Source organism: Listeria cossartiae subsp. cayugensis (assembly GCF_014229095.1).
Taxonomy (GTDB): Bacteria; Bacillota; Bacilli; order Lactobacillales; family Listeriaceae; genus Listeria; species Listeria cayugensis.
Genome location: NZ_JAARZC010000002.1, coordinates 254,751 through 267,943, shown reverse-complemented (window position 1 = coordinate 267,943; position 13,193 = coordinate 254,751). Strand labels below are relative to the sequence as shown.

The window sequence follows — 13,193 nt, the reverse complement described above, 5'->3', positions numbered from 1 at the left end:
GCAATTTTGCTAAGATATTTGTCCGACTCAAAAAACAGGAGGTATGTGTATGGTACAAGAATATATTCGATTAAGAGGAGCGCGTGAAAACAATCTCCAAAATATTTCTCTGGATATTCCGAAACGAAAAATCACTATTTTTACTGGTGTATCTGGTTCTGGAAAATCTTCTATTGTATTTGAAACTATAGCCACGGAATCGCAAAGACAGTTAAACGAAACATACAGTGCTTATCTTCGTAATTTCCTTCCGAAGTATACGCAACCGGATGCGGATTCAATTGAAAACCTCTCCACCTCTGTTATTATTGATCAAAAACGACTTGGCGGTAACTCCCGCTCCACACTTGGTACCATCACAGACATTAATTCGATTTTGCGATTACTTTTCTCGCGGGTCGGCAAACCTAGCATCGGCACAGCAAATCTATTTTCTTTTAATGATCCTGCTGGTATGTGTCCCGACTGCCATGGTGTTGGTCAAAAAGTCTCGGTTGATTTAGTCAAATTACTTGATCCAAATAAATCGCTCAAAGAAGGCGCCATCTTATTCCCGACGTTTTCGGTTGACTCATGGTACTGGAATTCCTATGCTTATTCCGGCTTTTTTGATGTGAATAAAAAAATAAAAGATTATACCGAAGAAGAATACAACATGCTTTTACATGGAAAAGATATTAAAGTCTTTCTAGAAACTCCGATGGGTAGTATGAACGCAACGTACGAAGGTTTAATTCCGAAATTCAATCGTTTATACATTCAAAAGGAAGGCGAAATGTCCGCTTCCACGAAAAAACGTGTCGATAAGTTTACACATATTGCGCCTTGTACAACTTGCGAAGGCACAAGACTTTCTGCGCAAGCTTTATCTTGTAAAATAAATGGCGCAAATATCGCCGACTTCACAGCGATGCAATTAGATGAATTAAAAGAAACGATTGCGAGCATTGCTGACCCTATCGCCGCTCCAATGGTCAAAAGTGTCACAGAGCGACTTCAACATTTAATTGATATCGGACTTGGTTATATGACGCTCGACCGCCAAACCGCTTCCCTTTCAGGAGGAGAATCACAGCGCGTCAAAATGATTCGTCATTTAAATAGTAGCTTGACTGATTTACTTTATATTTTCGATGAACCAAGTATTGGTCTTCATCCACGTGATGTCCATCGTTTAAATGAATTACTCGTTAAATTACGCGATAAAGGAAATACTATTCTCGTCGTCGAGCATGATCCCGATGTGATTAAAATTGCTGATCATATTGTCGATGTTGGCCCGCATGCTGGGAAACATGGTGGTGAAATTCAGTTTGTCGGAAGTTACCCAGACTTACTAAAATCAGATACACTAACTGGCCGTTTTCTCAATCGCCATTTACCAATTAATGATAAACCACGCACACCAAAAGGCTTTTTAACAACAGAAAAAAGTAGTCGCTTTAACTTGAAAAATATTCAAGCGAGCATCCCGAAAGAAGTGCTTACGGTGATAACAGGTGTGGCTGGTTCTGGGAAAAGTACGCTGATTCATTCCGTATTTCTCAAAGAACATCCAGACGCGATTGTTATCGATCAATCAGCGGCTCATGCAAATATCCGCTCCAATCCAGCAACCTATACGGGCATCATGGATCCGATTCGAAAAGCCTTTGGGAAAGAAAACGATGTCAGCCCGTCCCTCTTTAGTTATAACTCCAAGGGTGCCTGTGAAAACTGTAAAGGACTTGGTTTTACAACGATGGATTTAGCTTTCATGGATTCGATTCGCACACCTTGCGAAGTCTGTCACGGCAAGCGATTCCAAGATTCCGTTTTACAATATAAACTGGACGGGAAATCGATTAGCGATGTATTAGAATTAACCGTCTCCGAGGCGCTAGAGTTTTTCACGGATAAAAAAATCTTGAAGAAAATTGCGGCAATGGAGGAAGTTGGAATTGGCTATGTTACACTTGGTCAAGCACTTAGCACGCTTTCGGGCGGCGAATGTCAACGCCTAAAACTTGCTAATAAGCTGCATAAAAAAGGATCCATTTACATTATGGATGAGCCAACAACCGGACTGCATATGTCGGATATCGAGCACATTCTGGCAATTATTCACTCGCTTGTTAATAAAGGAAATACCGTTATTGTGATTGAACATAATGTCGATATTATTCGAAATGCTGACTGGATTATCGATCTTGGTCCAGAAGGAGGTAGTTCAGGCGGGCAAATTATTTTTGAAGGCGCGCCGCTTGATTTACTCGAAAATAAACAATCATTAACCGCTAAATATCTTTAATATGAAAAAAGCCGTTTTGTCTGAGTGTAGACAAAACGGCTTTTTTTATTGTAGTTTTTCTAAATAGTTAACAGCATCTTGGAAAGTTTTCACTGGGACAATTTTCATTTTGGAGTCGATGTCTTTCGCTGTTTTTACTGCAGTATCGTAGTTGCTTTCGACGCTCGGATCACTTTTCTTCATTTCTTGCGTGATTGGATCATTTGGTGCGAAGAAGATTTTCGCGCCACTTTTATCTGCGGCAACGACTTTCTGATCAATCCCGCCGATTCTGCCAACGGTTCCATCAGGATCAATTGTGCCCGTCCCCGCAATTTTCTTCCCATCTGTAAGGTCATTTATTTGGAAACGGCTGTAAATTTCTAGGCTGAACATTAGACCGGCAGATGGTCCACCGATTTTTTCGGAGTCGATTTTCACGGTTGGGTCTGCGGTGATTTTTTCATCATCTACTAGTGTGATACCAATTCCTGGTGTACCTTTTTTATCAATGGCGGTTAATTCGATGTTAGCTACTTCGTTTTTATCGCCGTGTTTATAGTTGATTTTGACTGTGTCGCCTACTTTTTTACTGTGGATGTAATCAATGAATTCTTGGCTAGATTTGAAAGCATGTCCATCGATTTCTGTAATTAAATCCCCAGCGTGAAGAACATCGGCTGCTGGCACGTCATCTTTTACACTTAGTACATAGACACCATCATACGTAACTTTAACTTCTTGACCGGCTGCTTTATAGGCAACTTGGATGGCATTGTTTTTGGATTCGTTCATCATTTGCATTTGGCGAACGTTATATTCTTCATCGCTTTCATTTTCGTATTTGATATCGCTATCTTTTTCTAATTCATGATAAGGCAAAAATTTGGCGGTCATATATGTATAAATATTCGCCTTTCCCATCGCGATTGTCACTAGACTTAGTGAGCCATCTTTCTTATTTGGATGGTCATCAACTGTAACGAGTGGAGCAAGTTCTTCCGTTCCACCAGGTTTTGAAATATAATACGGAACTGGAATAAAAAAGCCCGCTATAATAATAATTAACAGCACTATCGCCGTTATTTTTTTCCACTCTTTACGCATTATTTGTCCATCTCCTACTTACTTGAATTTTGCTTGTACTTGTTCGTTCACGATTTCTGGAACAAGTTCGCGGATATCGCCTTGGTACTGCGCCACTTCTTTTACCATACTCGAACTTAAAAAGGAATATTTCGTGTTGGTCATAACAAAAAATGTCTCGATTTCGGCATTGAGTGTTCGATTCATCGACGCAATTTGCATTTCATATTCAAAATCACTTACTGCTCGAAGCCCTCTAACAATCGCAGTAGCCCCGCGTTTAGCAGCATAGTCAACCGTTAATCCGCTCGCGCTTTCTACTTGAACATTCGGCAAATGGGCGGTTACTTGCTTAATCATTTCCATTCGTTCTTCCACGGTGAAAAGTGGTTTTTTGGATGAATTATTTAAAACGGATACGTAAAGCACATCGAAAATTTTCGCTGCTCGTTCAATAATATCCAAATGCCCATTCGTAATTGGATCAAATGTCCCGGGGATAACGGCAATTTTGTTTCCCATTTCTACGCCTCCTGAAATTCAAATATCGATAAAACAGTAATTCCGTATGATACTGATTTGATTTTCTCGAATTTGCCAATAGTATCTGGCATGACTGCTTCTTTGTCGTGCTCGCAAATAATTCTTGCTTGTTCGTTCACTAATTCTAATTTTTCCAGAGCCATCATTAGTTTTTCTAATTGTTGCTTTTTATATGGTGGATCTAAGAAAACAAGGTCGAATTTCCACTCGTTTTTGTGAAGTAGCTTGAGTGCTCGTTCGGCGTCATTTCGGTAGACTTCCGCTCGCTCGGTAAAATGGCAGCCCTCAAGGTTTTGGCGGATTGTTTTAATCGCCAGTGTTGCTTGGTCAATAAATACTGCTCGCTCGGCACCTCGGCTTAGTGCTTCGATTCCCAGCCCGCCGCTACCAGCAAATAAATCCAGAACGATATCCCCATCAAAAAATGGACCGATAATCGAAAATAATGATTCTTTTACTTTGTCTGTAGTTGGTCTTGTATTATTTCCTGGAACTGCTTTTAAAGCATGTCCTTTACGTTCTCCTGCAATGACTCTCATGTTTTTGCACAACCTTTACTTCAATGTCTTTTTTACTTTATCATAAATAGATGCAAAAAAACAGCAAGACTAGTTGAAATAGTCTCGCCGTTTTGGTTAAATACTGATTTGTACATCTTCATTTTTGTGTTCGTACATCATTTCTTTTTTGGATTCGTATTCTGTTTTTAAGAACGGACGGAAAGACATTTCCACGCGTTTCACGTAATGAAAACGAGAAACTTTGTTAGAGATATCTTCTACTTCGGCCATATCACAATACAATACCGCATATTTTAACTTGCGCGATACATAATGAACATTTCCAAATCGCTTCAAAGATCTAACTTGTTTGAGATGATTCATCCAAACGACGATAGCTTGTCTATCATTTTCCATTGTTTAAGCTCCTTCTTTTTAGGATAAGCTTTACGCTGAACAACCGCAGCCTCCCCCGCTGCCACATCCACCTGTAGAACAAGCAGATTTTGTTTCAAAAAACGGATTACCGGTTGGTACTTTGATATTCTTTGAAACTGCACTTGCGAGAAGCAGGCTGATTTCATCCAAGAGAGATTGTAAGTCCATCTCTGCACGACGAAAAGCTGCTACATTTTGGTCCATGTCGACTTCGCGTTTATAAGCACGAGTCTTTCTGGTTACTTCTTTATAGTCAGGATGATACCGGCCGAACCGCTGTACTTCCTCGTATTGTTCTTTTATTCGTATAAATTGACGAATATTTTTTTGTGAATTAGCGTCATTTAGTAATACTTCTTTGGCGCTTTTATAATTTTGCGCTTCCTCGGAGTTTAGAATCATGCTAGCAAGCTCATCTGATAAATCGAGTAGCGCCATATTTTCCATTGTAGCGAGCAATCTAGCCACCTCCATATAACTTACTTTTTTATTATACCATAGAACTATTATTTAATAATAAAATTTTGCGTATAGTATTTCTGATACGTGCCTGCACCCATGTAGGTATACGAACCATCGAGTAAATTCTCTCTGTGACCTTTAGAGTTAAGCCAACCTTCTACCGCCGCCGCACTATCGACATAATTATAAGCGATATTTTCTCCGGCTTTCGTATATTTGACATTACCCGCACTCAAACGTTTGCTTAAATCGCCTTGAGTTGGTGAAGTATGATCAAAATAATTATTTTTCTTCATATCAACACTATGTCCATACGCCACCTTCGCAACGGATTCGTCCCAAGCTACTTCTTCTACCCCGTAGCGATCGCGAAGGACGTTCGTAATTTCTAGTACTTGTTTGCTAGAAGCATCATCAATCGCATTCCAATCTTCTGGTGATAGCTTTTCTTCATAAATTTCTCCTTGATAAGATAATTCATAAGGACGCATTTTGATGAAAGATAATTTATTGAGGTAACGTACACTAATCAGTTTGGACTTGAATTTATCGAAATTCAGTTGCGCATAAACGCCGCTTCCAATGTTGACGATTGGGCGAGCATTTAAGTCTTCCTCAGAAAGTTCGAATTTATAATAGCTGTCTTTATAGTTGAAGGATATTTCCGATTGCAAATTGGCATCGGTAAATACTTTTTCGGTGGACATACCAATTGTATATGGCATGACATTTAAATCTTGCCCTAGCGCGTAAACGGTTTGAACGATGTTATTTGTGACGCCGACTTGCATGTAGCTTGTTCCTGGTTGACTATAAATATAATTGTCGTAACCGTATGCTGTTTTGTCCACTCGCACCGGGTCGCCAAATTCTTTCTTTAACTCGCTTACGTTTTTATTAATAAATCTTGCCAAGCTGGAACTATCTTGCACTTGTTTCGGATTTTCATTCGTTGTTTTTTTATCATCAGGAAAATTGGATTTTGTTGCGGTATCCTCGGCAGTATTTTGCTCTACTGATTTACTGAAAAATAGATCTGTGTTGTATCCAATGAACAGGCAAATGATTAATAGCACAGCTACTCGCATTATAAACTTCACATTTTGCCCTCCTCGGCGGTATTTTGTTTTCTTGATGTAACTTTCATTTTACCAATACTATTATCATTTGAAAAGCTTTAAAAGCCATAAAAAAACAATTACGAGAAAACGGCATAATGCGCGCTTCATCATAATTGTTTTTTATTTTTATAAGAAAATCGAAATAACAACCATTGCTACGAATAAAATTGTCATATAGTTTAACGAGTATATGAACATCCATTTTGCCCATTTGATGCTATCTTCCATTTTAAAGCCATAAATGCTCAGTGCTAGCCAGCCGATATTAAGTAATGTTGCTAAAATAACATAAACGATGCCTAGGTCAAACATAAAGAACGGCAAGATAGTTAATAAAATTACCCAGAAAAACATACTTTTCTTCGTGCGTTCAATGCCTTTGACTACTGGCAACATTGGAATTCCAGCAGCGGCGTATTCCTCTTTCCGTTTAATCGCGATGGCATAAAAATGTGGTGGCTGCCAACAAAACATCACGAGAAATAGCATGATTGGTACGATGCTAAACGATGGCTCAACTGCAAACCAACCAATTAACGGCGGTACAGCTCCCGAAAAGCTACCAATTACGGTGTTACTAACTAGTTTTCTTTTTGCATAAAGCGAATAAACGACTACATACAAAAAGACCCCGATAACGCCAAGAACTCCAGCTTGCCAAGTTGTCATAAATAACATAATCGTCCCGACAACGCCTAGCACAAGCGCGACCATTAAGGCACGCTTACCAGAAATTTTCCCGGTCATTGTTGGTCTATTTTTTGTTCTTTCCATAATTCCGTCAATATCACGGTCGATGACATTATTAAAAGCGCCCGAAGCAGCTACAATAAGTGCTGAACCGACGATAGTAAAAAATATCACGTCTACATTTTGAATAAAAGAAATTCCATTTAACTGAAAGGCTAACCACATACCTGTAAAAGCAGTAATCGTATTGGAATTCACGATACCAATTTTCACAAGCTCGGTAAAATCACGGACAGTAAATCTACTCGCCGATAACTCCCCAGTCTTTTCTATCTGATTCACTTTTTCTCCCCCTAACACTTGCTGATATAAACCAGTGATTGCGAACTGATAGATATCTTATACCCTTATTATGTGAAAAATACGCCCCTTTTGTCAATAAATCGGCTTTAGTCTTGTACGCTTTACTTCTTTAAATAAACACGCTACAATTAGTTTGATGTGTACTCATGAACTTATACATAGAAACAAATTTTAGTAAAATCTCACACGCATCTAAAGGAGAGATTGGTAGATAATGAAAAAATTCTTGAAAGTTTGGTCCGTACTGACGATTATTTGTATGACAGTCGTTGTGTTTGGTGGAGCGCTCGTGACGAAAACTGGTTCAGCTGACGGTTGTGGTAATAGTTGGCCGCTTTGTAATGGACAGTTAGTTCGTTTGACAGACGTTACTCCGGAAAAATTAATTGAATTCATGCACCGAATGACGACGGGAATCAGCTCGATTTTTGTTATCGTTTTAGCGATTTGTGCTTGGATTTATATGAAAAACCGTCGCGAAACAAAACCACTTGCGATTATCGCTGTATCGTTTCTAATTATTCAAGCGTTAATGGGAATGGCGGCTGTTGTTTGGGGACAAAATCCGTACATCATGGCGCTGCACTTTGGCATTTCGATTATCTGTTATGCTTCTATTGTATTGCTTGCTTTGATGATCTTCGAGGTAGACAGGAAGTTTGATGCTAGAAACCTTGTAATGGGGACGAAATTACGCATTAATATTTACGCACTGACGATTTACACTTACTTAGCAGTTTACACTGGTGCGCTTGTACGACACGAAAAAGCAAGTATGGCCGTTCCAGTTTGGCCGTTTGAAAATGGTCACTTTATTATGCCTACTTCCGTACAAGATTATGTGCAGTATTTCCACCGGTTAGCCGCCTTTATTTTGATTGTTTGGTTACTGTATGTAACTTGGATTGTGTTCCGGGATTACAGAAGATATCGCGTGCTGACTTTTAGCATGGTGTTGTCACTTGTGTTTATTGCACTTCAAGCCGTTACTGGGGCGCTTTCTGTTTATACAGGAGTGAACTTGTACATCGCGCTTGCCCATAGCTTAATTATTACGATGTTGTTCGCGCTACTTTGCTACTTATGTTTACTGGCATCGAGAAGTAAAAGTAATCGACTACGAATAAAATAGAGATAATGGCTGGTAACTTTTTGTTGCCAGCTTTTTTTGATTTATCTGCGGCTTTTGCGTCGTTTTATGCTAAAATAAATGAGAGTATAAGTCAAACGAGGTGGATAACTTGGATAAAACAAAGAGAAAAATGATTTATGAGACGTTTATGCTTATTCTCATATTACTTTCCCTTGCTCTATTACCGTACAGAAATACCTTTACTTTTATCTTAAATTGGATTATTTGGGCGATATTTACACTGGATTATCTTGTTCGGCTTTACCGGGCGGATAATAAGTGGCATTATGTGAAAACCCATCCATTTCAACTGATTGCGATTATTCCATTCTACACTGGCTTCCGAGCGGCTCGAATTGTTAGCTTTGTCCATCTTTTAACGATTACTGCGATGGGAAGAAGATATATTGTCCCGATTTATAACTTTTTCCGTTCCAATGGTTTGAATCGATTTTTGATGATTTTCGTATTGCTCGTAATTATTATTCCCGTTCCGATGGTCTTTATTGAACCCGAAATCAATAATTATCCGGATGCGCTTTGGTGGGCGATTGTAACGGCGACAACGGTTGGTTATGGTGATATTGTTCCTGTCACACCGATTGGGCGGATTTTAGCTTCGATTATGATGCTATTTGGGATTGCGTTTATCGGGATGATTACTAGTACGCTTACCAACTTTTTCCGCGCGAAGAAAACATCTACTTCTAGTACACAAAGAGCGAGCAAAATTACTCAATTAATTGCGGATACACCAGATTTAACGAAAGAAGAAATCGCGGTGGTAGAACAATTTCTGACACTAAGAAAAAAAGAATTAGCCGATGAAAATGCAAAAAGTGATAGCGAATGATGCTATCACTTTTTTATTCGTTTTTCGACTTGGTCACGGTAACGTTCGGACAATGCTTCGACAGCCAAAATACGCTCAAAGTCTTCGTTTGTTCCTTTTTTATGAAGTACTTTTTCATGGCAAAAGGCAACGGTTACCCCGTGTGATTCTTGGTGAATTTGGTTGATTTCATCCGTTTCGGTTATCATACCTGGCGTAATGGTTCGACAAAGATAGCCAGTTAGTCCGGTTTCGTGGATTGCTTTGTAGAGATTCGGGATGGCATTGAATTTTTCAATTGTGCTGCACGGGTTTCGTGCTTCGGTTACTTGGATAATGGTTTCGCCAATTTGAAATTTATCACCTATTTGGACTGTGTTTTCTAGCATATTTGTGACGATTAGATTCTCACCAAAAGCGGTTACTTGTAGGTCTTCGCCGAACATTTCTGCCCATTTTGCGTAATGCTCGTATGGATAAATACAGACGGTCCGGTCTACCCCGCCGTGATATTTCAAATTGTGTGGTGCATCATTTTCGAAGCCATTCATCGTGAGAGTTGCTGTTTTTACGCGCTGTTTTTCGATGCCAGTCATCATTTTTTTGTTATTTTGGAGGTCTAGTTCTTTTGGCTTTCCGACTGCTAAATGGATGATTTTTCGTTCCATCTGTTTGCTCCTTTGATGTTATTTTTTTCGGCTTAAAATAGCAAGAATTCCGGTAATAAGCGCGATAACACTGATGGCTACTGCAGTCCACAACAGAATAGTATTGTCACTTGCGTCGCTTTTGTCTTCAGCTGTATTCTCAGCTCCCGCCACTACTTCTCCGTGTGAACCTGTTGTTGAATTGGACGATTCTTTTATAATTTTCGTTGTCGCGTGCGGGGTTTCGGAATCTTCTGCTCCTACCCACTCGACAATCGAGCCATCTTCATAATACTGGTAGGCGTTCCAAGCAACTTCCCCTTCTTCACTTGGGTTTTTAGCGATAAAACTGAAACGTTGGAATTGGCCTTTCTCAATACCGTTTCCTTCTGTTTGCCAAGTCACTGTGTCATTTTTCTTGTCGACGGTTGTTGTCCAGCCTGGCACTGGTTCATACGATTCGAAAGACACACCTTTTGGTACTTTTAAAACGATTTTCTTGGATGCCGCGTCTTTTTCGGATGGTACTTTCATCGTGTAGGTTTCCCAAGATTCAACATTTGACTCACTTGGTTGCACGGAAACATGGGCGCTTGCATGAAATGGAATGACAAAAACAGCTAATAAAACGACGAGCGAACTAATAATTTTTTTCATTGTTTTTCCCCTTTACTGAGTAATATTGGTCGTGAATGTTTGATTAATATCGGTAAAATCTTTCGTTAAACCATGAACGGTTATTTCCCAATTCCCGGTTTGATTAATATAAAGTCCTTCTGCGAAATATTGTGTATCATTGGCTAGTTTTGCTTGAAAAGTCGATTTTTCGTCGGTTTTGGTGGATTTCGTGGTGATGGTGACTTGCTCAAAATCTGTTTTTGCCGAGCCATCTGCTGAAGTGAATGTGATGATAAATTGGTTTTGACCAACTGTCGCGGGCTCCACTCGTAAATTGATTTTGGCCTGTTCACCGTCTGCTGCAATTGTTTCGTCAAATGCTTTTGGTGCAGGTGGTGGTGGCGTTTGCACATTGGTTAAAACACTTGCGACTATAAGGATGATGGTGCCAATGATAAGTTCCACTAGGATTGTTTTAAATGGCATTTTTTGATTTTTGAGTTTGAGATAGATGTAATGCCCTAGGCCAAGCAGCGCCATCAGCAAAAATAAACCAATTTTGAAAAGAAGTAATTTGCCGTAGTTGGTTGTAAATAGATTGGCCATTTGCCCGATGTTCATAACCGCCATGAGCAAGCCGCTGACCAAAATTGATGCGACGGCGATGATTGCGACGATGGCAAAGCGACTCCAAATTGCGCGCGCTTTTCCAGTTCGCGGTAATACGAATAATAGTACCAAAATCCCGCCAACCCAAACACTTGCCGCAATCATATGAAGCATATCGGCTGTGATACTTACTATTTTATCGGCACTCGCTGCAGCATGTCCATTCTGAGCCTTCGCGAAAATTAAATAGCCAATTAATGCGGTCTCGGTTAAAAGCGCAAACCAGCTCGATTGTTTATTTTTGTAAAACATGATGAAAGTGAAAATGGTGAGTACAAGCCAAACGACAAATTCGCTAATCCAAATATAGCCAGTTTTTGTAGCTAAAAAAGCGGTTAATTGGTTTGGTTGAAAACTTTTGCTAATTGATACTCCTGTGGTGATACTTGTTTGAACGAAAAGTTGCATTAGGAGCGCTACACCTAAAAACACGAGTGCTGTCCAGGTTACTTTTTTCAAGCGGCTGGATATTTTTTCGGTCAGCGGTTCTTTCCGCGGATAAAGACCTAAGCCGAACAATAGTACCCCAATAAACAATGAAAATCCTATGTATAATATTGCTTTTTGAATCGAGCTAATTTGCAAGTCTGCGCCATTCGACGGTACTTCGGTCGCTTGGAAGGTTGCTTTTGTATCACCTAACTTAAAGGAAATCAAACCCGTTACCGCATGACCATCAGCCGAAACCACTCGCCATGAAACCGAATAGACATCTGCTTTTAAATCAGCTGGCAATAAAGCCTCTACCATATGATTATTCTTTTTAGAAACAGCCGTCTTCCCAGTTTTCACTCGTTCCCCACTAGAATTTTTCACTTCTATCAACGGGAAATCGGCTTCAATTTCTTCATTAAAAACAAGCGTTACTTTTTCTGGTGCGGTTTTAATATGTGATTGATCGGCTGGATTCGAATTTTCCAAATAAGCATGCGCAGAAACATGCTGAACCGGTACGATGAGTATAAATAATAAGATGACAACAAAACTGACCCTTTTCAATAATTTCATTTGAGGCTCCTTTGTGAACGAACGGTTTTACTCTTTTTAACTTATCACGTGCAAGAATTGAATGGAAATAATCGGCTCAGTTACTATTGCAAAAGATGCGTAAACTATGGCATAGTAAAAGAAAAGGAGGTTGTGCTATGCTTCGTTATATCGAATTATTTTTTATGTTTGCATTTGTTACGCTCATCACGATGTGGCTCCAAGCACTTCTGGCAAAATGGAAACCAACTATTCTTAGTTCTTTCTGGCTTCGAACACTGACATTTGTCATTATCGGCTACGCTTTAATGGCGCCAACACTTTACATAGGCAATTTGTTACTAAAATAAGTTCAGTTGCTTTCACATCGCAGTTAGATGTTTTATACTGAGTAGTGGGAGGTGAATTATATGAAAAAAATGTTAGTAGAATTTAGAGATTTCGCGTTAAAAGGGAACGTACTTGACCTCGCAGTTGCGGTAGTTATCGGGGCTGCATTCGGGAAAATTGTTTCATCTTTAGTAGATAATATTATTATGCCACTTGTTGGTGTGCTTCTAGGTGGGCTTGATTTTACAGATTTAAGTTTCAAAGTCGGTAAATCAGTTATCCAGTACGGTGCTTTCATTCAATCCATCGTTGACTTTGTCATCATCGCTTTTGCTATTTTTATTTTCGTCAAAATACTTACTAGCTTTATTAAGAAAAAAGAGCAACCGGTTGAAGAAACACCAGTGCCTCCTACTGAGGAATACTTAAAAGAAATTCGCGATTTATTGAAAGAACAACAGAAATAACCGAAAAAATCCTTCTTTTGTGGAAGGATTTTTTATTTG

The 13,193-nt window shown here is 39.4% G+C and carries 15 protein-coding genes; 5 read left to right on the top strand and 10 right to left on the bottom strand.

The window, feature by feature from the left end:
* The first annotated feature begins 49 nt into the window (after positions 1 to 49).
* Positions 50 to 2,290, top strand: coding sequence for an ATP-binding cassette domain-containing protein (locus HCB49_RS08425; protein WP_185604674.1), 2,241 nt, complete (start codon positions 50 to 52; stop codon positions 2,288 to 2,290).
* A 45-nt stretch (positions 2,291 to 2,335) separates the two neighbouring features.
* On the opposite strand, the gene HCB49_RS08420 is transcribed toward HCB49_RS08425, so the two are convergent.
* The 7 genes from HCB49_RS08420 to cyoE form a co-directional block, all read right to left on the bottom strand.
* On the bottom strand, positions 2,336 to 3,376 hold the full coding sequence (locus tag HCB49_RS08420) for a SepM family pheromone-processing serine protease (protein ID WP_185604673.1): 1,041 nt from the start codon (positions 3,374 to 3,376) through the stop codon (positions 2,336 to 2,338).
* A gap of 18 nt (positions 3,377 to 3,394) precedes the next feature.
* On the bottom strand, positions 3,395 to 3,877 hold the full coding sequence (gene coaD / locus HCB49_RS08415) for a pantetheine-phosphate adenylyltransferase (protein WP_185604672.1): 483 nt from the start codon (positions 3,875 to 3,877) through the stop codon (positions 3,395 to 3,397).
* A 2-nt stretch (positions 3,878 to 3,879) separates the two neighbouring features.
* A complete protein-coding gene (gene rsmD, locus HCB49_RS08410) occupies positions 3,880 to 4,437 on the bottom strand; it encodes a 16S rRNA (guanine(966)-N(2))-methyltransferase RsmD (RefSeq protein ID WP_185480970.1) in 558 nt (185 codons plus the stop codon).
* A 96-nt stretch (positions 4,438 to 4,533) separates the two neighbouring features.
* The gene (locus HCB49_RS08405) at positions 4,534 to 4,815 is read right to left on the bottom strand and encodes a YlbG family protein (protein WP_003726138.1); all 282 of its coding nucleotides are present in this window, start codon (positions 4,813 to 4,815) and stop codon (positions 4,534 to 4,536) included.
* 30 nt (positions 4,816 to 4,845) lie between these two features.
* The gene (locus HCB49_RS08400) at positions 4,846 to 5,295 is read right to left on the bottom strand and encodes a YlbF/YmcA family competence regulator (RefSeq protein WP_185604671.1); all 450 of its coding nucleotides are present in this window, start codon (positions 5,293 to 5,295) and stop codon (positions 4,846 to 4,848) included.
* A gap of 47 nt (positions 5,296 to 5,342) precedes the next feature.
* Positions 5,343 to 6,398, bottom strand: coding sequence for a CAP domain-containing protein (locus HCB49_RS08395; RefSeq protein ID WP_185392167.1), 1,056 nt, complete (start codon positions 6,396 to 6,398; stop codon positions 5,343 to 5,345).
* A 147-nt stretch (positions 6,399 to 6,545) separates the two neighbouring features.
* Positions 6,546 to 7,451, bottom strand: a complete 906-nt coding sequence (cyoE, locus tag HCB49_RS08390) for a heme o synthase (protein ID WP_185604670.1) — start codon at positions 7,449 to 7,451, stop codon at positions 6,546 to 6,548.
* Positions 7,452 to 7,686: 235 nt separating this feature from the next.
* On the opposite strand from cyoE, the gene HCB49_RS08385 reads away from it, so the two are divergent.
* The gene (locus tag HCB49_RS08385) at positions 7,687 to 8,604 is read left to right on the top strand and encodes a COX15/CtaA family protein (RefSeq protein WP_185604669.1); all 918 of its coding nucleotides are present in this window, start codon (positions 7,687 to 7,689) and stop codon (positions 8,602 to 8,604) included.
* Between the two features lie 109 nt (positions 8,605 to 8,713).
* Positions 8,714 to 9,457, top strand: a complete 744-nt coding sequence (locus HCB49_RS08380; protein WP_185480972.1) for a potassium channel family protein — start codon at positions 8,714 to 8,716, stop codon at positions 9,455 to 9,457.
* A 5-nt stretch (positions 9,458 to 9,462) separates the two neighbouring features.
* Here HCB49_RS08380 and HCB49_RS08375 read toward each other — a convergent pair whose 3' ends face one another.
* The 3 genes from HCB49_RS08375 to HCB49_RS08365 are packed head-to-tail and all read right to left on the bottom strand — an operon-like array spanning position 9,463 to position 12,378.
* Complete coding sequence (locus tag HCB49_RS08375) at positions 9,463 to 10,104, bottom strand: MOSC domain-containing protein (protein WP_185604668.1); 642 nt, start codon at positions 10,102 to 10,104, stop codon at positions 9,463 to 9,465.
* Between the two features lie 18 nt (positions 10,105 to 10,122).
* Entirely contained in the window at positions 10,123 to 10,740 is a 618-nt protein-coding gene (locus tag HCB49_RS08370; protein ID WP_185604667.1) for a YcnI family copper-binding membrane protein, read from the bottom strand.
* Between the two features lie 12 nt (positions 10,741 to 10,752).
* Positions 10,753 to 12,378, bottom strand: a complete 1,626-nt coding sequence (locus tag HCB49_RS08365) for a copper resistance CopC/CopD family protein (RefSeq protein ID WP_185604666.1) — start codon at positions 12,376 to 12,378, stop codon at positions 10,753 to 10,755.
* 137 nt (positions 12,379 to 12,515) lie between these two features.
* Between HCB49_RS08365 and HCB49_RS08360 the strand changes: the two genes are divergently transcribed.
* Together HCB49_RS08360 and mscL are read left to right on the top strand one after the other, a co-directional pair.
* Complete coding sequence (locus HCB49_RS08360; RefSeq protein WP_185604665.1) at positions 12,516 to 12,707, top strand: hypothetical protein; 192 nt, start codon at positions 12,516 to 12,518, stop codon at positions 12,705 to 12,707.
* Between the two features lie 60 nt (positions 12,708 to 12,767).
* Positions 12,768 to 13,154 (top strand): large conductance mechanosensitive channel protein MscL, encoded by a 387-nt coding sequence (gene mscL / locus HCB49_RS08355; RefSeq protein WP_008948372.1) that lies wholly within the window; start codon positions 12,768 to 12,770, stop codon positions 13,152 to 13,154.
* Positions 13,155 to 13,193: the final 39 nt, after the last annotated feature.

Bases quoted from the DNA above. Each gene is read 5' to 3' on its own strand.
- HCB49_RS08375 (WP_185604668.1), bottom strand. From the start codon at position 10,104: ATGGAACGAAAAATCATCCATTTAGCAGTCGGAAAGCCAAAAGAACTA.
- HCB49_RS08370 (WP_185604667.1), bottom strand. From the start codon at position 10,740: ATGAAAAAAATTATTAGTTCGCTCGTCGTTTTATTAGCTGTTTTTGTC.
- rsmD (WP_185480970.1), bottom strand. From the start codon at position 4,437: ATGAGAGTCATTGCAGGAGAACGTAAAGGACATGCTTTAAAAGCAGTT.
- HCB49_RS08405 (WP_003726138.1), bottom strand. From the start codon at position 4,815: ATGGAAAATGATAGACAAGCTATCGTCGTTTGGATGAATCATCTCAAA.
- HCB49_RS08360 (WP_185604665.1), top strand. From the start codon at position 12,516: ATGCTTCGTTATATCGAATTATTTTTTATGTTTGCATTTGTTACGCTC.
- mscL (WP_008948372.1), top strand. From the start codon at position 12,768: ATGAAAAAAATGTTAGTAGAATTTAGAGATTTCGCGTTAAAAGGGAAC.
- coaD (WP_185604672.1), bottom strand. From the start codon at position 3,877: ATGGGAAACAAAATTGCCGTTATCCCCGGGACATTTGATCCAATTACG.
- HCB49_RS08425 (WP_185604674.1), top strand. From the start codon at position 50: ATGGTACAAGAATATATTCGATTAAGAGGAGCGCGTGAAAACAATCTC.
- HCB49_RS08420 (WP_185604673.1), bottom strand. From the start codon at position 3,376: ATGCGTAAAGAGTGGAAAAAAATAACGGCGATAGTGCTGTTAATTATT.
- HCB49_RS08385 (WP_185604669.1), top strand. From the start codon at position 7,687: ATGAAAAAATTCTTGAAAGTTTGGTCCGTACTGACGATTATTTGTATG.
- HCB49_RS08365 (WP_185604666.1), bottom strand. From the start codon at position 12,378: ATGAAATTATTGAAAAGGGTCAGTTTTGTTGTCATCTTATTATTTATA.